Below are 19,012 nucleotides of genomic sequence, written 5' to 3'. Positions count from 1 at the left end.
GGACTCCGCGCCGTTCCTTGCGGCTCCCGGAGCCCGCGGCTATGTTGTCCGCATTGTCCATCTTGTTGAACAATGCGGGTGATACCGTGGCACATCGGGTCGGGTCAGAAGAAGTGCCGGCGCGCTCCGAAACCGGGCGGACGGCCAAGCCGGGCGGGCTCCGACGGCGGGCGTCGGGATTCGGCGAGGAGCGCGTAGCGGCCGTGCTCGCTTGCGCGGAGGAGAGCGGACTGAGGTCGAACAAGGCCGGCAGGATCGCCGGTCGCGTCTCGCCTCAGCTGATCGACGCGGCAAAGGCTCGAACCGGCATCAGGTCGGATACGGAGCTTGTCGAATTCGCCCTTGCGAGCCTGGCGGTGGAGGATGTTTTCGCAAGCGTGTTCAAGGAAATCAGGGGCATTGTAAGCGCCGATCTCGAACTCGGCGCCTGACGGGGTGGTCCTGCGGTTCAGGGACGTCCGGCGTGCCCTGAGGCATGATCCGAAGGCGACGCTGCAACGCCGGCGCGACGAACAGCTCCCGTTTGTCGGGTCCGAGGCGAGCGCCGGCAACGGTCTCCTGCTCGACACCTGCGTCTATATCGACCAGATGCAGGGGAGAGCGCCTGCCGTCCTCGAAGTCCTGCTCTCGGTCCGGACCGTCCATCACAGCGCGATCGCGGTCCAGGAGCTGCTGCACGTGGTTGGCGTACTCGACCCGGACGACCGGCGCAGCCGATCGGTATCACGTGCGGTCGAGAAGGTGATCGAGGCGATGCCGCCGCACAGGCTCTTTACGCCCGACATCGACGTATCGGCGAGAGCGGCACTTTACGCCGGCATCCTTTCCCGGACGCAGGGCTACGCCAAGGACGACCGGATGCGCCTGCTCCACGATTGCGTGCTCTACCTGCAGGCCGCGAAGCTCGGCCTGACCGTCCTCACGCGCAACGTCGTCGATTTCGACCTCCTGAACCAGCTGCTTCCGGGCGGGCGCGTGTTGTTCTACCGGACCGTCCCACGCGAGGCAGGCGAGGCGGCCGGCCCGGCCTGAAACTCGGTCGCCTGTTGCGCGAAGCGGCGTCCCGAATTATGTGCAGAGGAGAACTGGCCAGGGGGTGCCGCGAACGCGGCTGAGAGGCGAAACGCCAACCCCTCGAACCTGATCCGGCTAACACCGGCGGAGGGATGGGCGCTTGCATGACAGAGAGACGACGTCCGCGGACATAGCGCGCCGGTGCTGCTGATGCCGGCCGCGCTCGCACCCGCAGCGCAGGTCTTCGCCGCCGTGCGCGCCCGCCGGCCGCGCGTGCACTGCCTCACGAACAATGTCGCGCAGGCCTTCACGGCGAACGTGCTGCTGGCGATCGGCGCGGTGCCGTCGATGTCGGGCGACCCCGCGGAGGTCGCCGCCTTCGTCGCCGGCGCGGACGCGCTGCTCGTGAACCTCGGCATGCTCACGCCCGCCGCGCGGGAGGCGATCGGCGAGGCCGTCGCGGCGGCGTCCGCCGCCGGCCGGCCCTGGGTGCTCGATCCCGTCTTCGCGGACCGCTCGCCGGCACGGGCCGATTATGCCCGCCGCCTGGTCGCGGCGGGTCCCTCCGCGATCCGGCTCAACGAGCCGGAGGCGGCCGCGCTCGGCGCGGCATGCCTCGCCGCCGCCAGGGCGCGGGGCGCCGTCGTCGCGATTTCCGGCGCCCGCGACCGGATCGGCTGCGCGGATCGGGAATCCGTCGTCGAGACGGGGCACCCGCTCATGGCGGAGGTGACCGCGATGGGATGCGCCCTCGGCGCGGTGGTCGCGGCCTGCCTATCGACGGCTCTGAATGCCTGCGCCGCAACCATAGCGGCGGTGGAAGGGTTCGGCGCCGCCGGCGCGCGCGCGGGCGCAAAGGCCGGCGGGCCGGGAAGCTTCGTGCCGCTCTTCCTCGACGAACTCCACGGCCTTTCCGGGCCGCGGGACCAACTGGAACGCCATTCATGAACAAGGTCGACCTCAGCCTCTACGGCATTCTGGATCCGGCGCGGAGCCGGGGACGGCCGCTGCCCGAACTCGCTTGTGCGGCCGTCGCCGGCGGCGCGACGCTCCTGCAGTACCGCGACAAGACCGGCAGCACCCGGGCCATGGTCGAGGCCGTCCGCGCGATCGCCGCCGCGGTCGCGGGAAGCGGCGTGCCCCTCCTCGTCAACGACAGGGTCGACGTCGCGCTCGCGGCCGGCGCCGGCGGCGTCCATGTCGGGCAGGACGATATGGCCGCGGCCGACGCGCGGCGCCTGCTCGGCCCGGAGGCGCTGATCGGCCTCAGCGTCAAGACGGAGGCGGAGGCGCGCGGCTCGGCGCTCGAGGAAATCGACTATGTCTGCATCGGCGGCGTGTTCGACACGCAGTCGAAGGAGAACCCGCGCTCGATCGGGGTCGACGGCTGGCGCGCGCTCGCCGCCATCGTCCGCGCCCGCCGCCCCGGCCTGCCGGTCGGCGCGATCGCCGGCATCGAGGTGGCGAATGCGGGGCAGATCATGCGGGCCGGCTCGGACGGGATCGCGGTGATCTCGGCGCTCTTCATGGCCGAGGACGTCGCGGCCGCGACGCGGCGGCTGCGGGAGATCGTGGACGGGGCGCGGGTTGCGGCAGGGGAGAGCGCATGACGCCGATCGCCGTCACGATAGCGGGTTCCGATTCCGGCGGCGGCGCCGGCATCCAGGCCGATCTCAAGACCTTTTCCGCGCTCGGCGTCTACGGGGCGAGCGTGATCGCGGCGCTCACCGCGCAGAACACGCTGACGGTGACGGCGGTCCACGACGTCCCGCCCGACTTCGTGCATGCGCAGATGGATGCGGTCTACTCCGATCTCCGCGTCGGCGCGACGAAGATCGGCATGCTCTCCAATCCCGGGGTCATCGAGGCGGTCGCCGCCGGGCTCGACGCCTGGAAGACGGGCCCTGTCGTGCTCGACCCGGTGATGGTGACGACGAGCGGGGCGAAGCTTCTCGCCGACGACGCGGTCGCGGTGCTCACGCGCGAGCTCTTCCCGCGCGCGCTCCTCGTGACGCCCAACCTCCACGAGGCGGCCAGGCTGCTCGACGAGCCGGTCGCGAAGGGCAGGGCGGCGGTGGAGCGGCAGGCGGACGCGCTGCTCGCGCTCGGCGCCAACGGCGTTCTCCTCAAGGGCGGGCACGGCGACGAGCCCGTCGCCGCCGACTTCCTGGCGGCCGGCTCGCTGAGGCGCTGGTTCGAGGCGCCGCGGATCGCGACCGAGAACACCCACGGGACGGGCTGCACGCTCTCCTCGGCGATCGCCGCCGGCCTGGCGAAAGGCCTCGATCTCGCCGCCTCGGTCGCGGCGGCCAAGGCCTATCTGCAGGCCGCGATCGCGGCTTCCGACCGGCTCCGGATCGGGTCGGGGCACGGGCCGGTCCACCATTTCCACGCAATCTGGAGCCCCTGATGAACGCGCTCACCCGTCGCAACCTGCTCTCCGGCGGAGCGGTCGCCGCCGCTTCGCTTGCCACGCCCGCGCTCGCGCAGGGCAAGACCGAATGGCGGATGGTGACGTCCTGGCCGAAGAACCTGCCGGGCCCCGGCATGACGGCGGAGCGGCTGGCGCAGAGGATCGGGGCGATGAGCGGCGGCCGCCTCACCGTGCGGCTCTACGCGGCCGGAGAGATCGTCTCCGGCCTCGAGGTGCTCGACGCCGTGCGCGGCGGTGCCGCCGACGCCGGCCACACGGCTTCGTTCTACTGGCAGGGGAAGCATCCGGCGACCGTGTTCTTCACGACCTTTCCGTTCGGCCTGACCCCGACCGAGCACATGGCCTGGATCGAGCACGGCGGCGGGCAGGCGCTCTGGGACGAGCTCTATGCCCGCTTCGAGGTGAAGCCCTTCATGGCCGGCAATCCGGGCTTCAACATGGGCGGCTGGTTCGTCCGGCCGATCCGCAGCCTCGACGACATCCGAGGGCTCCGGCTGCGCGTCGCGGGCACCGGCGGCGAGATCTACCGCCGCCTCGGCGCGACGCCGCTGACGACGCCCGTCTCCGAAATCCTGCCGGCCCTGCAGTCGGGCATGATCGACGGCGCCGAGTTCCTCGGCCCGCAGAGCGACCTCGCCAGCGGCTTCTACAAGGTCGCGCGCTACTATCACCATCCGGGCTTCAACAAGCCGAACGGCACCGGCGAGCTGATCGTCTCGGCGAAGGCCTGGAACGCCCTCCCGGACGACCTCAAGGCCGTCGTCGAGAATGCGGCGCGCGCCGAGAACGCCTATTCGCTCGCGGAGGCCGAACTCATGAATGCGCGCGCGCTCGCCGCTCTCAAGGAGAAGGACATCGAGCTCGTCCGCTTTCCGGCGGACGTCGTGCGGGCGGCGCAGGGCGCTGCCGCCGCGATCTTGGACGAGATCGCCGCGACGGATGCGATCGCCGGCCGCATCGTGGCGTCCTACCGGGCGGCCCGCGCGACGCTCGCGCCCTGGAGCGAGGTGTCCGTGCGCAGCTTCCTGGAAGCCCGCGACCCGGATTGACCTTCCCGGAGGGCGCGGCGGTGCGCCGCCGCGCTCAGCCCCGGAACGCGACCACCTTCTGGCGCTGCTCGCCGAGCTTCGCCATGGTGAGATGCATCTCGTCGCCCGGCTTCAGGAATTGCTGCGGGCGCATGCCGAGGCCGACGCCGGGCGGGGTGCCCGTGATCACGAGGTCGCCGGGCTCCAGATCCATCTTCTCGGAGAGATAGGCGATCAGCTCCGCGACCGGGAAGATCATGGTCCGGGTGTTGCCGGTCTGCCGCCGCTCCCCGTTGACGTCGAGCGACATGTCGAGGTCCTGCGGGTCGGGAATCTCGTCCGGCGTGACGAGCCACGGGCCGATCGGACCGAAGGTCGGCGCGCTCTTGCCCTTGATCCACTGCCCGGTGCCTTCGATCTGGAAGGCGCGCTCCGAGACGTCGTTGGCGAGCACGTAGCCGAACACGGCGGAGAGGGCGTCCGACTGCGCCACGTAGTGGCAGTGCCGGCCCATCACGAAGCCGAGCTCGATCTCCCAGTCCCCCTTTTCCGATCCGCGGGGGAGGATCACGTCGTCGTCCGGGCCGCTGAGCGAACTCGGCGCCTTCGAGAAGATCACCGGCTCGGCCGGGATCGGCTGTCCGGCCTCCTTGGCATGGTCGACATAGTTCAGCCCGATCGCGATGAAGTGGCCGGTGCGGGCGATCGGCGCGCCGAGGCGCGGATTGCCTCCGACGACGGGGAGGGTCTCGAGATCGAGCGCCGTGAGGCGGTCCCGCATCTCGATGGTCAGGACGTCCGGCGTGAAATCCGCGACGACCCCCGACAGGTCGCGGATGCGACCCTGCGAATCAATTGCGCCGGGCTTCTCGGCACCCTTCTCGCCAAACCGCACCAACTTCATCGACGTCTCCTCACATGTCTTTGGAAGTACAATCACTGGACCATCCGACAGGCCGGCGTCCGCAACCTCCGGTAACGAAAAGCGTTGCGCGATTATCACATGGTCGACCGGGAATGCAGCCAATCGCGCTCCGGCTGTCAATGCAGGATTCCCGGTAAGTCCCGCCTGCTAGCTTGCCCGAACGATAAAGTGGAAAGCGCCCGGACGGGCGCCAATCGGGGGACGCTGATGAACGTTTCGGGGCGCATCGCATTGCTGCTCGGCTCGGCCGCCATTCTGGGCGGGGTCGCGTCGGAGGCGTTTGCAGGCGCATTCGCGCTCCGGGAGCAGAGCTCGTACGGGCAGGGCATGAGCTTCGCCGGCGTGGCGGCGGGCGGCAGCCTCTCCTCCAGCTTCTGGAATCCCGCCGTCCTGTCCCAGGTGATGGGCTTCGAGGCGGAGCTCGGCGGCACCCTGATCGTGCCGACGATCAAGGTCACGCCGACGGCGGCGACGGTTGCGACCCTTGATGCGCTGAGCGGCGGCTTCGCCGCGACGAGTGCGAGCGGCGACATGGGCCAGGACGCCTTCGCGCCGGTGGGCTACGTCGCCTACCGCATCAACGAGAGCCTGATCGCCGGGATCGGGGTGAACTCGCCCTTCGGGCTTGCGACCAACCCGGAGACCAGCTGGGCGGGCCAGGCCTATTCGCGCACCTCGAAGGTGTTCTCGGTCAACGTGAACCCGATGATCGCCTACCAGCTCAACGAGATGATCTCGATCGGCGCCGGCCTGCAGGTCCAGTACTTCAAGACCAGCCTGAAGACCGCGACCGGCGTCCTGCCGGGCGATCCGACCGCGGACCTCTCCGGCGATGACACGTCGGTCGGCTTCACGGCCGGCATCCAGGTCCGGCCGTTCGCGGGCACCGAGATCGGCCTCGGCTTCCGCTCCTCGATCAGGCAATCGCTCGAGGGCACGCTCGAGCTCCCCGGCTCGCAGCCGCTTCCGATCGACGCCGATCTCGACATGCCGGAGACGGTCAGCCTCGGCCTGCGCCAGCGGATCACCGACGCCTTCACGCTCGCCGGCACGGTGGAGTGGACGAACTGGAGCCGGTTCGGGGACGTGGCCGTGACGAGCCCGCTCCTCGGCGGCGCGCCGGTCGATCTCAACGCCTTCCAGGCGGGCGCGCAGGGCCTGTCCTTCCAGTATGACGACGGCTGGTTCTTCTCGGTCGGCGGAGAATATGCCTGGACGCCGGCGACCAGCCTGCGGGCCGGCATCGGCTACGAACTCTCGCCGATCAGCGACAAGGTGCGCTCGACCCGGCTTGCCGACGACGACCGGCTCTGGCTCTCGGCCGGCCTGTCGCACAGCTTCAACGAGCGCTTCTCCTTCGACTTCGCCTACAGCTACGTCCGGGCGATGGACCCGGACATCGACATCAGCTCGGCCTCCAACCCGAGCTTCAACGGCCTGCCCTTCGTCGCCGAAGGCGAATCCGACCTGCACTTCATCTCCGCCGCGCTGAAGGTGAAGCTCGGCGGCGGAGCACGGCCGGTCTTCGAGAGCTACGAGGAGCCCGCGGTCCGGAAGTTCTGAGCGGCGGCGGAACGGCCGGAGTCCGGGCGCCGGACGGCGCCCGGCGAGGTCCGGCGGCGCCTCAGAAGGCGGTCGGAACGAGCCCGCCATCGAGCAGGAAATTGCGGCCGGTGATGTAGCCGGCATGCTCGGAGCAGAGGAAGGCGCAGACCTTTCCGAACTCCTCCGCGGTTCCGAAGCGCCCGGCCGGAATCACGCGGCGCTGGCGGTCCGCCTCCTCCTCCTCGCTGATGCCGGCCTGACCGGCGCCCCAGCGCAGCCCGCTGCGGAGCCGGTCGGTATCCATCTTGCCGGGCAGCATGTTGTTGATCGTGACGTTGGAGGCGGCGACCTGCCGGCAGATGCCGGCGAGGAAGGCGGTGAGCCCCGCCCGCGCGCCGGACGAGAGGTCGAGGCCGGCGATCGGCATCAGCACCGACGAGGACGTGATGTTGACGATCCGCCCGAACCTGCGCGCGACCATGCCGTCGAGCACGGCCTGAAGGAGCTCGACCGGCGTCACCATGTTCTGGACGACGCCGTCGAGCATCGCCGTCCGGTCGAGATCGCGGAAATCCTTGCGCGGCGGCCCGGCATTGTTGTTGACGAGGATGTCCGGATCGGGACAGGCCGCGAGGAGCGCCGCCTGTCCCTCCTTCGTCGAGACGTCGCCGCCGACCGCGAGCACGGTGCCGCCGGTCGCGCGGCGGATCGCCTCGGCGGTCTGCTCGGCGGCTTCCTGCGTCCTGCCGTTCACCACGACCGTCGCACCCTCCGCGGAAAGCGCCTCGGCGCAGCCGCGCCCGAGTCCCCGCGTCGATGCGCACACGATCGCCTTCCGTCCCTGCAAGCCCAAGTCCATCTTCTTCTCCTCGTGGATGTCGCCGCCGCGGCGCCAGTCATTCCCGCGGCGTCACAAAACTGAGATCGGAATCGTGTCTTTGCCTGGGACGCACTTATCCGGCAGCGCCATGCTCGAACAACCGGCACCACGCCATCTGCGAACCCTTTTCATCTCGGACGTGCACCTCGGTACCCGAGGCTGCCAGGCGGGCATGCTGCTCGACTTCCTCCGCGTGCACGATGCCGAGACCATCTTCCTCGTCGGAGACATCGTCGACGCCTGGCGGCTCGGGCGCGTCTGGCACTGGCCGCAGGCGCATAACGACGTCGTTCAGAAGCTGCTCCGGAAGGGCCGGAAGGGCAGCCGCATCATCTATATCCCGGGGAACCACGACGAGTTCCTCCGCGACTATATCGGAACCCATTTCGGCGGGATCGAAGTCTGCCGGACAGCCCTGCACGAGACGGCGAACGGGCGGCGGCTCCTCGTCACGCACGGCGACGATTTCGACGTGGTCGTGCGCCATGCCAAGTGGCTCGCCTTCCTGGGCGACTGGGCCTACGGCGTGGCGCTCGGCGTGAATACCTACCTGAACCTCATCCGGCGCTCGTTCGGCTTCTCCTACTGGTCGCTTTCGGCCTGGGCGAAGCTCAAGGTCAAGAACGCCGTGAACTTCATCAGCGCCTTCGAGGAGGCGCTCGCCCGCGAGGCGGAGCGCCTCGATGCGGACGGGGTCATCTGCGGCCACATCCACCATGCGGCGATGCACGACCGCTTCGGCGTCGCCTACTACAATTGCGGCGACTGGGTGGAGAGCTGCACGGCGCTTGCCGAGCACCACGACGGCAGCTTCGAGATCATCCGCTGGAGCGAGCAGGTCGCCGCGTTCCCGGACCTCGTGGAGCAGACGGATCGCAGGGCGGTTGCGGCCTGACGCATGCGCCTCGTGATCGTGACCGACGCCTGGCAGCCGCAGGTAAACGGCGTCGTGCGCTGCCTGCAGAAGATGGTCGAGATCCTGACCGCGGGCGGCGACGAGGTGACGGTGCTCGCGCCGCACCTCTTCCGCACCTGGCCGTGCCCGAGCTATCCGGAGATCCGTCTCGCCGTGACGACGCCGCGGCGGATCGCCGAGCTTCTGGACGCGGCCCGGGCCGACCACATCCACATCGCGACGGAAGGGCCGCTCGGCCTGATGGCGCGCCATTACTGCGTGAAGGGCAGGCTCGCCTTCACCACCAGCTACCACACCAAGTTCCCGGAATATCTGGCCGCGCGGCTGCCGGTCCCGATCGCCTGGGGCTACGCCTACATGCGCTGGTTCCACAATGCCGGCGCCGGCTGCATGGTGGCGACGCCCTCGCTCGAGGCCGATCTCCGGGCGCGCGGGATCAACCACCTGATGCGCTGGTCGCGCGGCGTCGATGCCGAGCTCTTCCGGCCCCGCCCTGACTGCGATCTCGGCCTGCCGCGCCCGCTCTTTCTCTATGTCGGCCGCGTCTCGGTGGAGAAGAACCTCGAGGCTTTCCTGTCGCTCGACCTGCCCGGAACGAAGGTGGTGGTCGGAGACGGCCCGGCGCGGCAGGACCTCGAGGCGCGCTTCGGCGACGTGCGGTTCCTCGGCACGCTCGAAGGCGAGGCGCTGGCGCGCGCCTATGCGGGCTGCGACGTCTTCGTGTTTCCGAGCCTCACGGACACGTTCGGCAATGTCCTCCTCGAGGCCCTGGCCTCCGGGCTGCCGGTGGCGGCCTTTCCGGTCACCGGCCCGAAGGACGTCATCGTCGATCCGGGGGCCGGCGTCCTCGACGAGGACCTGCGCCGCGCCGCCCTCGGAGCGTTGTCGCTGCGCGGAGAGGATGCCCGCGCGCTCGCGCTGCGGTTCAGCTGGGAGGCGAGCGCGGCCGCATTCCGCGCCAACATCGTGAGCGTCCACTGCCGCCCGGTCGCCGCGGAGTCCTTGCCGGAACACGAGCAGTCCTCTATCGCCCTCTGATGCTCGGGCCCACCATCCACGATGTCCTCGCCGCCCGCGGGCGGCTGTCCGGCCATGCCGTGCGGACGCCGCTTCTCCCCGCGCCCGCGCTTTCGGAAAGAACGGGCGCGCGCGTCTATCTCAAGCCGGAATGCCTCCAGCGCACCGGCTCGTTCAAGTTCCGCGGTGCCTGGAACGCCGTGGCGAAGCTCGGGGAGGCGGGGCGCGCCGGCGTCGTCGCCTGCTCCTCCGGCAACCACGCGCAGGGACTTGCGGAGGCGGCGCGCCTCGCCGGCATCCCGGCCACCGTCGTCATGCCCGCGGATGCGCCCTCGGTGAAGCGCGAGCGGACCGCCGCGAGCGGGGCGCGGATCGTGCTCTACGACCGGATCCGCGAGGACCGCGAAGCCATCGCGAACCGCATCGTGGCGGAGGAGGGCGGCACCCTCATCCATCCGTTCGACAATGCGGAGGTCATAGCGGGCCAGGGGACGGTGGGGCTCGAGATCGCCGAGGATTGCGAGGCCGCCGGGGCACGGCCCGACATCGTGCTCGTTCCGTGCGGCGGGGGCGGCCTCACCGCAGGCGTGGCGCTCGCCGTGACGGACGCGTTCCCGGCCGCCGCGGTCTATGCCGTGGAGCCCGCCGGCTTCGACGACTACGCCCGGTCGCTCGCGGCCGGCGAGCGGCGGGAAAACGAGCGCCTTTCGGGCTCGCTCTGCGATGCGCTCCTGGCGCCCGCGCCGGGCAGGATCGGGTTCGAGATCAACCGGAGCCGGCTTGCGGGCGCGCTCTCCGTCACGGACGCCGAGGCGCTCGACGCCGTGGGCTTTGCCTTCGATGGGCTGCGCCTCGTCGCCGAGCCCGGCGGGGCGGTCGCCCTCGCCGCGGCGATCGCGGGCAAGGTCCCGCTCGAGGGGCGCACGGTCGTCGTCGTCATCTCCGGCGGCAACGTCGCGGACGAAACGCTGCGGACCGCGCTCGCCGCCTACCGCGCGGGCTGAGGCGCCTCGTCGCAGCCGGGAAAGGCGAGAGGCAGGTCGTCCTCGATCACCGCCGGCCAGGTCCGCGCCTCGCCGGCATCGTCCGGGAAGATGTCGGCTTCCGCCGCAGGCGCGGAGGCGACGGGCGCGATCCTGGCGAGCACGTCCGAAAGGACCCGCAATTCGCGCTCGACCGCGGCGAGCTCGTCAGCGCGCTCGGCGGCGGTCGTTGGCGCCGGAAAGTCGCAGGCCGATGCCGGCGCGAGCGCGGCGATGCGGTCGGCGATCGCGGCGATCTCGAGCGCGGCCGCCGGCGGCCAGGGATCGCTGCGGAGGGCGGCGAGCTCGCCCTCGAGGTGCTTCAGAGACCGCAGCAGAGGCCGGATCTCGCGCGCCCGGGAACGCCGGCCGTGCTCGCCGAGGAATGCCCGGCCCTTCGCGGTGGCGAGAAGCGCCCCGGCGATCTCGTTGTAATCGTCCTCGCTGAGCTCTCCGAGCCGTGCAAGGCCGGCCATCTCGAAACTCCTCTTCCGGGCGGGCCGGTCGCGAATTCCTAGCCCAGGAAGGCTGAGAAAGCCTTAATGGAGGGCTTTTCAGCCCCAGAGGGCGGGGAGGGGCGGCTCCACCATTGCGCCGGCATAGCGGAGGCCGGGACGGCGGTCGCGGGCGAGAAGAAGCGGCCCGTCGAGATCGGCGACCTGGGCGTATTGCGCGAGGAGTACGGCCGGCGCCATGGCGAGCGAGGTTCCGAGCATGCAGCCGACCATGACGAGAAAGCCGCGGCGGCGCGCCTCCTCCACCGTCCTGAGCGCCTCGGTGAGCCCGCCGGCCTTGTCGAGCTTCACGTTCACGGCGTCGTACTTGCCGGCGATCTTCTCCAGGTCCTCGAACACGTGCAGGCTCTCGTCCGCGCAGATCGGGACCGGATGCGGGACATGGAGCAGCAGATCGTCCGCGCCTGCCGGGAGCGGCTGCTCGATGAGGAAGACGCCGGATTCGAGGCAGGCGATCATGTTCTCGAGGTAGTTCTCTTCGCTCCAGGCCTCGTTGGCGTCGACGACGAGGCGGGCGCGCGGCGCCGCGGCACGCACCGCGCGGATGCGCTCCACGTCGCCATCGCCCCCGAGCTTCACCTTGAGGAGCGGGCGTCCCGCAGCCTTGCGCGTCGCCTCGCTCATCTCGTCGGGGGTGCCGAGGCTCAGAGTGTAGGCCGTCAGCACGGGGCGCGGCATCATGCCGGCGCAGCGATGGGCGACCGGAACCCCGGACCGCTTGGCCTCCAAGTCCCAGAGCGCGCAATCGAGCGCGTTCCGGGCCGCCCCGGGCGGCAGCAGGGCCTGGAGCGCCGTGCGGTCGGAGAGCGTGCCGGCCACCGCTTCGATCTGCGCGAGCACGCTTTCCGGCGTCTCGCCGTAGCGGGCATAGGGGACGCACTCCGCGCGGCCGGCGGCGCTGCCGTCGGAGAGTTCGACCGCCACCACGGTCGCCTCGGTCCGCGCGCCGCGGGAGATGACGAAGCGTCCGGCGATCGGCCACTTTTCGATGCAGGCCGTGACGCGCAGCGTCATGGGGTGCCGAAGAGCGCCGCCAGGCGATCGACGATCGGCGCCATGCCGGTGCGGATCGGGTCCACGGCGGGAAGCCCGTGCTCGGCCGCCGTGGCGGCGAGGAGGGCATCGGCCGCATCGGCGGGAAGCGTCGACGTGTTGACGGCGATGCCGATCGGCCGGATGTCCGGGTTGGTGAGGCGGCCGAGCCGGACCGTCTCCTCGATGACGTCGCCGATCGCGGCGATCGGATGCGAGACGTTCCGCATCGTCCGCCGCGTCGGCTCGTGGCAGACGACGAAGGCGTCCGGCTGCGCGCCGTGCAGGAGGCCGAGGGAAACGCCCGCGAAGGACGGGTGGAAGAGGGAACCCTGGCCCTCGACGACGAACCAGTGGCGGGGATCGGCTTCCGGCGTCAGCCATTCCGCCGCGCCGGAGATGAAGTCGGCGACGACCGCATCGATCGCCACGCCGCGCCCGGCGATCAGCACGCCGGTCTGGCCGGTCGCGCAGAACTCGGCGTCGTAGCCCCGGGCCGTCATCTCGCGCTCGAGCGCGAGCGCCGCATATTTCTTGCCCACCGCGCAATCGGTTCCGACGGTGAGGATGCGACGGCCGCTCCTGCGCACGCCCTTGCCGACCGAGAAGCTCCGATCTGCATGCCGCACGTCGAGGAGGGCCGCCTGGTGGCGCTCGGCGGCCTTGCGGATCGCCTCGATGTCGCGCAGGCGCATGTGGAGCCCGCTGGCGACGTCCATTCCGGCTTCGATCGCTTCCACGATGCTCGCGATCCAGTGCTCCGGCAGCACGCCGCCGGGATTGACGGCGCCGATCACGAACGTCTCCGCGCCTGCCTGCCGGGCGGCGGCGATGTCCAGGTCGGGCAGTCCCGTGTCGGCCCGGCAGCCGGGCAGCCTGAGCTGGCCGACGCACCAGTCGCGGCGCCAGTCCACGATGCCGTAGGCCGTCTTCGCGGCGAGGGCGTCTGGAACGTCGCCCAGAAACAGAAGGTAGGGAGTCCGGATGTCCATGGGACTGTTGCTTTCCTGCGCTTGCGGGCGGGCCGGGCAGACGGCACATTGCACCGCAGCGACGACCTCCGTAACACGCGCTGCCGTTCCCGTCAGCATCGCAGGATTCCATGACCGCAGTGCTTGATCGACAGCTCGACGGAGGCCGGTTGGTGATGCGGCCGGCCGGCAGCTGGGTGATCGGGGACGCGAGCCGGATCGAGGCGGCGCTCGCCGATTTCGCGCCCGGCGCCGCGAAGGAGAGCGCCGGGACGCTGGTGATCGACGTGTCGGGGGTGAGCGCGCTCGACACCGCCGGGGCCTACCTGCTGGTCAGGCTCGAGCGCGCCTGGGCCGGGGCCGGCCGCGAGGTCGTCTGGCAGGGCGCGGATCCCGCCCGCGAGGCGCTCGTGAAGCGGGTCCGCGACGTGCTCGCCGAGCCGGTGCCGCCGGTGAAGGGGCGCGAGAACTTCCTCGCCCATGTCGGGGAGACGATGATCTCGGTGGCCGGCGACGGCCGCAATCTGGTGGGAATGCTCGGCGGGGTGATCCGGGAGATCGGGACGACCATCCTCCATCCGTCGACGTTCCGGGCGACCGCCGTCGTGCAGCAGATGGACGTGGCAGGCCTGCGCGCCGTGCCGATCATCATGCTGATGTCGTTCCTGATCGGCGGCATCCTGGCGCAGCAGAGCGCGTTCCAGCTGCGCTATTTCGGCGCCGAGATCTTCGCCGTCGATCTCGTCGGCATCATCGCGCTGCGCGAGATCGCGGTGCTCCTCACCGCGATCATGGTCGCCGGCCGGTCCGGCAGCGCGATCACCGCCGAGCTCGGCTCGATGGAGATGGGCGAGGAGATCGACGCGCTGCGGGTGATGGGGCTCGACCCGGTGAACGTGCTGGTGCTGCCCCGCGTGCTCGCGCTCGTTCTCGTGCTGCCGCTCCTGACCTTCCTGGCGGCCATGGCCGCGCTCGCCGGCGCGCTCCTGACGCTCTGGATGTATTCCGGCATCGTGCCGGACGTGTTCCTGGTGCGGCTGCGCGACGCGGTCGATTTCAGCTCGCTCTTCAGCGGGCTCCTGAAGGCGCCGTTCATGGCCCTGATCATCGGCTGCATCGCCTGCGCCGAGGGCATGGCGGTGCGCGGCTCGGCGGAATCGCTCGGCCGGCACACCACCGCCGCCGTGGTGAAGTCCATCTTCATGGTCATCGTGGTGGACGGCCTGTTCGCCATCTTCTACGCCTCGATCGACTTCTGAGGCGATCGCGTGGCGAACGAAGCACCGGTCATATGCGTGCGCGACCTGTCGGTCGGTTTCGGCGACCGGTTGGTGCTGGACCATCTCGACCTCGACGTGCGACGGGGCGAGATCCTTGCGATCGTCGGCGCGTCGGGATCGGGCAAGTCCGTGCTGCTCCGGTCCATCCTCGGGCTGGTGCGCCGCTCTTCGGGCACGGTCGAGGCGTTCGGGCAGGCGGTCGGGCCGGACGGCCCCGACGTCGAGATCGAGAAGCGCTGGGGCGTGCTCTTCCAGTTCGGCGCGCTGTTCTCGGCGCTCACCGTTGCCCAGAACGTCGCCGTCCCGATGCGCGAGTTCCTTGACCTGCCGCCGCCGCTCGTCGAGCAGCTCTCGCAATTGAAGATCGAGCTCGTGGGCCTGAAGCCGGGCGACGGCCAGAAGATGCCTTCCGAGCTCTCGGGCGGCATGATCAAGCGGGCGGCGCTCGCACGCGCGCTGGCGCTCGATCCCGAAATCCTGTTCCTCGACGAGCCGACTTCGGGGCTCGACCCGATCTCGGCGTCCGACTTCGACAACCTGATCGAGGATCTCAGAAACACTTTGGGGCTGACGGTGGTCATGGTAACCCACGACCTCGACACGCTCCATGCGATCGTGGACCGGATTGCGGTGGTGGGGGAACAGCGCATTCTGATCGAAGGCGACATCGCGGCGATGCGCAGGTTCGATCATCCGTGGGTGCGCAGCTACTTCAACAGCCCGCGGGCGCGTGCGGCACTTGGGTGAGGCGATGGAGACCAAGGCCAATACGACCCTGATCGGCGCGTTCACGCTCGTGGTGCTGGCGCTCGCCTTCGGGTTCATCTACTGGCTCGCGCGCGGGCACGACAGCGGCAATACCGGCCGGATCTCGGTGGTCTTCAGCGATCCGGTCACCGGGCTCGGAACCGGCGGACAGGTCGTGTTCAACGGCATCAAGATCGGCGACGTGCAGAAGCTGCGCCTCGATCCGCAGAACCCGTCCAAGGTGATCGCCGATCTCTCCGTCAACCGCGACACGCCGATCAAGACCGATACGACGGCTTCGCTCGGTTTCCAGGGCCTGACCGGGGTCGGCTATGTCGAGCTTTCCGGCGGCACGACCGGCGCGCCGAGCATCTGGACGCAGGAAAATCCGATGCTCCAGGCTCAGCGGTCCGGCATGCAGGACCTGCTCGCGGGGGCCCGCGGCATTCTCGCCCGCGCCGACGAGACGCTGGCGACGCTGCAAGCCGTGATGAAGAACAATGCGGAGCCGGTCGGCGACATCGTCAAGAACGTGCGCTCCTTCACCGATGCGCTCGCGACGAGCTCCGACGAGGTGAGCGAACTCGTGCACAACGCCTCGGAAGCCTCGAAGGCGCTCGCGCAGATCAGCGGAAAGCTCGACGGCCTCGTCGATCGCGGCGAGGCGATCATGGGCGCCGTCGATCCGGCCCAGATCCGCCAGGCGGTCGACAATGTGACAAGCCTCACCGCGAGCGTTGCCGCGCGCGGGGAGGACATCGACCAGCTGGTCACGCGGATCGGGACGATCGCGAACGATGTCGGCGGCTTCACCGCCCGGCTCGGAACATTCGGCGACAAGGCGGACGCGCTGATGACGAACGTCGCCGAGGCGGGCCAGCAGGTCCGGGACGTCGCGGCCGCGGTCGACGCGGAGGCCGTCAACCGCGCCGTGACGCGGCTCGACGAGGTCGCGAGCGCGATCGATCCGCAGCAGGTGCGCGCGGCCGTCGATTCGATCAGCGGCGTCGCCCAGGCGCTCGGCGCGCGGCGCGAGGACATAGACGGGGTCGTGACGCGGCTCTCCGCGATCTCCTCCGACGTGAGCGGCTTCACCGCCCGGCTCGGGACCTTCGGCGACAAGGCGGACGCGCTGATGACGAACGTCGCCGAGGCCGGGCAGCAGGTCCGCGACGTCGTCGCGGCGGTCGACGCGGAGGCCGTGAACCGCGCCGTGACCCGGCTCGACGAGATCGCGGGCGCGATCGATCCGCAGCAGGTGCGCGCGGCCGTCGATTCCATCAGCGGGGTCGCACAGACGCTCGGCGCGCGGCGCGAGGACATAGACGGGGTCGTGACGCGGCTCTCCGCGATCTCCTCCGACGTGAGCGGCTTCACCGCCCGGCTCGGGACCTTCGGCGACAAGGCGGATGCGCTGATGGCCGATGTCGGCGCCGCGGGCGAGCAGGTCCGCTCGGTGTTCGCGGCCGTCGATCCGGAGAAGGTCCGCAGCACCGTCGATTCGATCGGCAGCGTGGCGGACACGCTCGGCGCGCGGCGCGAGGACATCGACGCCGTGGTGACGCGGCTTTCCGCGATCTCCTCGGATATCAGCGGATTCACCGCAAGGCTCGGCGGGCTCGGCGACCGGGCCGACGCCCTGATGACGAACGTGTCGGCGGCGGGCGAGCGGGTGCGCGACGTGGCGGCCGCAGTCGACCCGGAGGCCGTTAACCGCGCCGTCGTGCGGATCGACGAGATCACGGCGGCGGTCGATCCGCAGCAGGTGCGGTCCGCGGTCGATTCCATCAGCGGCGTTGCCCAGACGGTCGGCGCGCATCGCGAGGAGATCGACCAGCTCGTGACGAAGCTCACGAGCATCTCGGCGGATGTCGGCACCTTCACGAGCCGGCTGCCGACGATGGGCGCCAGGGTCGACGACCTGCTGGCGGCGGTCGATTCGCAGAAGGTCGGCCAGTCGATCGACGGCATCAACAAGTTTGCGGACGCGCTCGGGCGCAACAGCGACGAGGTCGACCGGATCGTCCAGGACGCGCGGGAGGTGGCCGATCGCCTCAACGGGCTGAGCCAGAAGGCGGATGCGCTGCTCACCAAGCTCAACGGAATGGCCGGCGAGGGCACTGACGGCCTCGTCGCCCAGGCACGGGACACGCTGACGGCCGTGCGCCAGGCGGCGGTCACGCTGGACAAGCAGGTGACGGCGATCGGCGGCGGCGCGAGCGAATTCACCAATCGCGGGCTCCGCGACCTGCAGAGCCTCATCAACGAGGGGCGCCAGACCGTGAGCCGCCTCAACGTCGTGATCGGGAATCTGAGCCGCGACCCGAGCCAGGTCATCTTCGGCCCCGACAGGGTACCAGAGTATCGCGGCGCCCAGCGCCGCTGAAGAGGGTGGAAGCGCGCGTGGTCCGAGACGGAAAGACACGAACCGCCGGCGGCCGGTCCGGCCTCGCAGCCGGCCTGGCCATCGCGATCTCAGTCGCGCTGGTCGGCGGATGCGCGCGGCTCCTGCCACAGACCCCGGACGCGATCTACGACCTCAGCGCGCCGACGGGATTCTCCGTGCCGGCAGGCAGCAATGCCCAAATCCTCGTCCCGACCCCCTCGGCCGTGCGCGCGCTGGCCTCGGAGCGCATCGCGGCGAGGCCGTCCGCGTCCGAATACGCCTATCTGCCGGGTGCCGTCTGGGCGGACAGCCTGCCGAGCCTGCTGCAGGCCCGCCTGCTCGAAACGCTCCAGGACACGGGACGCGTGCGCGCGGCCGCGCTGCCGGGGCAGGGGGTGCTCATCGACTACCAGATCATCCTCGACATCCGCGCCTTCGAGATCGCGGACCACGCGGCCGTCGCCGACTTCGCGCTGAAGCTGATGGATGACCGCACGGGCCGGGTGGTGGCGAGCGATATCGTGCAGGCGCGGTCGCCGGTCGTCGGCAGCACCAATCAGGATTATGTCGCCGCCCTCGATGCCGCGATGGACGCGGCTTTCGTCGAGGTCACCCGGAAGGTGCTCGCCCGGATCTGAGCGGACCATCCGCCAGGACGGCAGACGGCCCGCCGCAGGGTTTGCGGCGGGCCGTCGCGCTTTCGGCCTTTGCGGGTCCGGCGGTCAGTTCAGCCGGCCCGCCGCATGCGCGAGCATGGTGTAGACCTTCCCGGTATCCGAGGTGAGGTAGGCCCGCGAAATGGCGGGATCGCTCTCGTTCTTCGAGACCTGCGCCAGCAGGCGCTCGAAATCGTTGATGTAATTGTCGACGGCCCTGCGGAAATCGCCGTCGCGCTCGTATTTGCGGCGGATCTCGTCGAAGGTCCGCTGGCCCTGGAGCGTGTAGAGCCGCCGCGTGAACACGTTCCGCTCGCCGCGCTTGTAGCGGTCCCACAGCTCGACCGAGGCCTCGTGATCGATCGCGCGCGCGATGTCGATCGAGAGCGAGTTGAGCGATTCCACGACCTGAGACGGGGAGCGGCCGGCCTTCGGAAGGGGAGACGCCTGCGGGGGCTCCGCGGCGCCGTTGGGGGCTCCCGCGACCGCCTGATCGTCGGGGCCGTCTTCCTTCTCCGGCCTGAGCGGCGGCAGGTCCTCGTCGGCGGAGGCCCGCCGCAGGAGGTCGGCCACCCAGCCGCGTCCCTCCGCGTTCGCCGGCCGCGGGCGCTCCGCCGCGGGCTGGACGGCGGGCGGGGGCGGCG

General features: G+C 70.4%; 19 protein-coding genes, 1 pseudogene and 1 riboswitch. Of the genes and pseudogenes, 14 read left to right on the top strand and 6 right to left on the bottom strand.

The window, feature by feature from the left end; translation table 11 throughout:
- Positions 1-203: 203 nt before the first annotated feature.
- The 6 genes from E4O86_RS08595 to E4O86_RS08570 all read left to right on the top strand — a co-directional run bounded on the left by E4O86_RS08595 (position 204) and on the right by E4O86_RS08570 (position 4,497).
- On the top strand, positions 204-431 hold the full coding sequence (locus tag E4O86_RS08595; RefSeq protein ID WP_161140121.1) for a hypothetical protein: 228 nt from the start codon (positions 204-206) through the stop codon (positions 429-431).
- A 4-nt stretch (positions 432-435) separates the two neighbouring features.
- Positions 436-1,032: a type II toxin-antitoxin system VapC family toxin gene (locus E4O86_RS08590; RefSeq protein ID WP_343039127.1), complete on the top strand. Its 597-nt coding sequence runs from the start codon at positions 436-438 to the stop codon at positions 1,030-1,032.
- A gap of 50 nt (positions 1,033-1,082) precedes the next feature.
- A riboswitch (TPP riboswitch) is annotated at positions 1,083-1,184 on the top strand.
- Positions 1,185-1,224: 40 nt separating this feature from the next.
- The gene (locus tag E4O86_RS08585; protein WP_161140150.1) at positions 1,225-1,962 is read left to right on the top strand and encodes a hydroxyethylthiazole kinase; all 738 of its coding nucleotides are present in this window, start codon (positions 1,225-1,227) and stop codon (positions 1,960-1,962) included.
- Positions 1,959-2,624 carry a thiamine phosphate synthase gene (gene thiE / locus E4O86_RS08580; RefSeq protein WP_161140120.1) on the top strand — a complete coding sequence of 222 codons (666 nt, stop codon included), beginning with the start codon at positions 1,959-1,961 and terminating at the stop codon, positions 2,622-2,624. The genes E4O86_RS08585 and thiE overlap by 4 nt, the downstream gene beginning before the upstream one ends.
- A complete protein-coding gene (gene thiD / locus E4O86_RS08575) occupies positions 2,621-3,424 on the top strand; it encodes a bifunctional hydroxymethylpyrimidine kinase/phosphomethylpyrimidine kinase (RefSeq protein ID WP_161140119.1) in 804 nt (267 codons plus the stop codon). The genes thiE and thiD overlap by 4 nt, the downstream gene beginning before the upstream one ends.
- Positions 3,424-4,497 (top strand): TRAP transporter substrate-binding protein, encoded by a 1,074-nt coding sequence (locus tag E4O86_RS08570; RefSeq protein WP_161140118.1) that lies wholly within the window; start codon positions 3,424-3,426, stop codon positions 4,495-4,497. Before thiD ends, E4O86_RS08570 begins: the two co-directional genes overlap by 1 nt.
- 34 nt (positions 4,498-4,531) lie before the next feature.
- Here the strand turns inward: E4O86_RS08570 and E4O86_RS08565 are convergent, their stop codons facing one another.
- A complete protein-coding gene (locus tag E4O86_RS08565) occupies positions 4,532-5,380 on the bottom strand; it encodes a fumarylacetoacetate hydrolase family protein (protein WP_161140117.1) in 849 nt (282 codons plus the stop codon).
- A gap of 228 nt (positions 5,381-5,608) precedes the next feature.
- On the opposite strand from E4O86_RS08565, the gene E4O86_RS08560 reads away from it, so the two are divergent.
- A complete protein-coding gene (locus E4O86_RS08560; RefSeq protein ID WP_161140116.1) occupies positions 5,609-6,964 on the top strand; it encodes an OmpP1/FadL family transporter in 1,356 nt (451 codons plus the stop codon).
- 61 nt (positions 6,965-7,025) lie between these two features.
- Here the strand turns inward: E4O86_RS08560 and E4O86_RS08555 are convergent, their stop codons facing one another.
- Positions 7,026-7,805: an SDR family oxidoreductase gene (locus tag E4O86_RS08555; protein ID WP_161140115.1), complete on the bottom strand. Its 780-nt coding sequence runs from the start codon at positions 7,803-7,805 to the stop codon at positions 7,026-7,028.
- A 109-nt stretch (positions 7,806-7,914) separates the two neighbouring features.
- Between E4O86_RS08555 and E4O86_RS08550 the strand changes: the two genes are divergently transcribed.
- From E4O86_RS08550 to E4O86_RS08540, 3 genes are read left to right on the top strand one after another with little or no spacing between them, the layout of a single operon-like run.
- Positions 7,915-8,721: a UDP-2,3-diacylglucosamine diphosphatase gene (locus tag E4O86_RS08550; protein WP_161140114.1), complete on the top strand. Its 807-nt coding sequence runs from the start codon at positions 7,915-7,917 to the stop codon at positions 8,719-8,721.
- A 3-nt stretch (positions 8,722-8,724) separates the two neighbouring features.
- The gene (locus tag E4O86_RS08545) at positions 8,725-9,780 is read left to right on the top strand and encodes a glycosyltransferase family 4 protein (RefSeq protein WP_161140113.1); all 1,056 of its coding nucleotides are present in this window, start codon (positions 8,725-8,727) and stop codon (positions 9,778-9,780) included.
- Positions 9,780-10,763, top strand: a complete 984-nt coding sequence (locus E4O86_RS08540; protein ID WP_161140112.1) for a threonine ammonia-lyase — start codon at positions 9,780-9,782, stop codon at positions 10,761-10,763. Before E4O86_RS08545 ends, E4O86_RS08540 begins: the two co-directional genes overlap by 1 nt.
- Here E4O86_RS08540 and E4O86_RS08535 read toward each other — a convergent pair.
- From E4O86_RS08535 to dgcN, 3 genes are all read right to left on the bottom strand, one after another.
- Entirely contained in the window at positions 10,748-11,257 is a 510-nt protein-coding gene (locus E4O86_RS08535; protein ID WP_161140111.1) for a hypothetical protein, read from the bottom strand. The two genes, E4O86_RS08540 and E4O86_RS08535, sit on opposite strands and share 16 nt — an antisense overlap.
- Positions 11,258-11,335: 78 nt before the next feature.
- Positions 11,336-12,310 carry an N-acetyl-D-Glu racemase DgcA gene (gene dgcA / locus E4O86_RS08530; protein ID WP_161140110.1) on the bottom strand — a complete coding sequence of 325 codons (975 nt, stop codon included), beginning with the start codon at positions 12,308-12,310 and terminating at the stop codon, positions 11,336-11,338.
- A complete protein-coding gene (gene dgcN, locus E4O86_RS08525; protein WP_161140109.1) occupies positions 12,307-13,320 on the bottom strand; it encodes an N-acetyltransferase DgcN in 1,014 nt (337 codons plus the stop codon). Before dgcN ends, dgcA begins: the two co-directional genes overlap by 4 nt.
- Positions 13,321-13,430: 110 nt before the next feature.
- Between dgcN and E4O86_RS08520 the strand changes: the two genes are divergently transcribed.
- Genes E4O86_RS08520 through E4O86_RS08505 form a run of 4 tightly spaced genes read left to right on the top strand, consistent with a single transcriptional unit; the run spans position 13,431 to position 18,350 of the window.
- On the top strand, positions 13,431-14,558 hold the full coding sequence (locus E4O86_RS08520; RefSeq protein WP_246206299.1) for an ABC transporter permease: 1,128 nt from the start codon (positions 13,431-13,433) through the stop codon (positions 14,556-14,558).
- Positions 14,559-14,567: 9 nt separating this feature from the next.
- Positions 14,568-15,326: an ATP-binding cassette domain-containing protein gene (locus E4O86_RS08515; protein WP_161140108.1), complete on the top strand. Its 759-nt coding sequence runs from the start codon at positions 14,568-14,570 to the stop codon at positions 15,324-15,326.
- Positions 15,327-15,330: 4 nt separating this feature from the next.
- Positions 15,331-17,712 (top strand): MlaD family protein, encoded by a 2,382-nt coding sequence (locus E4O86_RS08510; RefSeq protein WP_161140107.1) that lies wholly within the window; start codon positions 15,331-15,333, stop codon positions 17,710-17,712.
- A 17-nt stretch (positions 17,713-17,729) separates the two neighbouring features.
- Positions 17,730-18,350: an ABC-type transport auxiliary lipoprotein family protein gene (locus tag E4O86_RS08505; protein WP_161140106.1), complete on the top strand. Its 621-nt coding sequence runs from the start codon at positions 17,730-17,732 to the stop codon at positions 18,348-18,350.
- Positions 18,351-18,434: 84 nt separating this feature from the next.
- Here E4O86_RS08505 and E4O86_RS08500 read toward each other — a convergent pair.
- Positions 18,435-19,012, bottom strand: a pseudogene (locus E4O86_RS08500) (apolipoprotein A-IV repeat region-like domain-containing protein); the annotation flags it as partial.

The sequence above is a fragment of the Propylenella binzhouense genome, from assembly GCF_009866965.1.
Taxonomy (GTDB): domain Bacteria; phylum Pseudomonadota; class Alphaproteobacteria; order Rhizobiales; family Afifellaceae; genus Propylenella; species Propylenella binzhouense.
This window is presented reverse-complemented; position numbering and strand designations above follow the sequence as displayed.

What these genes read in the sequence shown, in the direction of transcription:
- E4O86_RS08545 (WP_161140113.1), top strand. Translation starts at nt 8,725, where the DNA reads ATGCGCCTCGTGATCGTGACCGACGCCTGGCAGCCGCAGGTAAACGGC.
- E4O86_RS08550 (WP_161140114.1), top strand. Translation starts at nt 7,915, where the DNA reads ATGCTCGAACAACCGGCACCACGCCATCTGCGAACCCTTTTCATCTCG.
- E4O86_RS08555 (WP_161140115.1), bottom strand. Translation starts at nt 7,805, where the DNA reads ATGGACTTGGGCTTGCAGGGACGGAAGGCGATCGTGTGCGCATCGACG.
- E4O86_RS08520 (WP_246206299.1), top strand. Translation starts at nt 13,431, where the DNA reads ATGACCGCAGTGCTTGATCGACAGCTCGACGGAGGCCGGTTGGTGATG.
- E4O86_RS08510 (WP_161140107.1), top strand. Translation starts at nt 15,331, where the DNA reads ATGGAGACCAAGGCCAATACGACCCTGATCGGCGCGTTCACGCTCGTG.
- E4O86_RS08560 (WP_161140116.1), top strand. Translation starts at nt 5,609, where the DNA reads ATGAACGTTTCGGGGCGCATCGCATTGCTGCTCGGCTCGGCCGCCATT.
- dgcA (WP_161140110.1), bottom strand. Translation starts at nt 12,310, where the DNA reads ATGACGCTGCGCGTCACGGCCTGCATCGAAAAGTGGCCGATCGCCGGA.
- E4O86_RS08565 (WP_161140117.1), bottom strand. Translation starts at nt 5,380, where the DNA reads ATGAAGTTGGTGCGGTTTGGCGAGAAGGGTGCCGAGAAGCCCGGCGCA.
- thiD (WP_161140119.1), top strand. Translation starts at nt 2,621, where the DNA reads ATGACGCCGATCGCCGTCACGATAGCGGGTTCCGATTCCGGCGGCGGC.
- dgcN (WP_161140109.1), bottom strand. Translation starts at nt 13,320, where the DNA reads ATGGACATCCGGACTCCCTACCTTCTGTTTCTGGGCGACGTTCCAGAC.
- E4O86_RS08585 (WP_161140150.1), top strand. Translation starts at nt 1,225, where the DNA reads ATGCCGGCCGCGCTCGCACCCGCAGCGCAGGTCTTCGCCGCCGTGCGC.
- E4O86_RS08540 (WP_161140112.1), top strand. Translation starts at nt 9,780, where the DNA reads ATGCTCGGGCCCACCATCCACGATGTCCTCGCCGCCCGCGGGCGGCTG.
- E4O86_RS08535 (WP_161140111.1), bottom strand. Translation starts at nt 11,257, where the DNA reads ATGGCCGGCCTTGCACGGCTCGGAGAGCTCAGCGAGGACGATTACAAC.
- thiE (WP_161140120.1), top strand. Translation starts at nt 1,959, where the DNA reads ATGAACAAGGTCGACCTCAGCCTCTACGGCATTCTGGATCCGGCGCGG.
- E4O86_RS08570 (WP_161140118.1), top strand. Translation starts at nt 3,424, where the DNA reads ATGAACGCGCTCACCCGTCGCAACCTGCTCTCCGGCGGAGCGGTCGCC.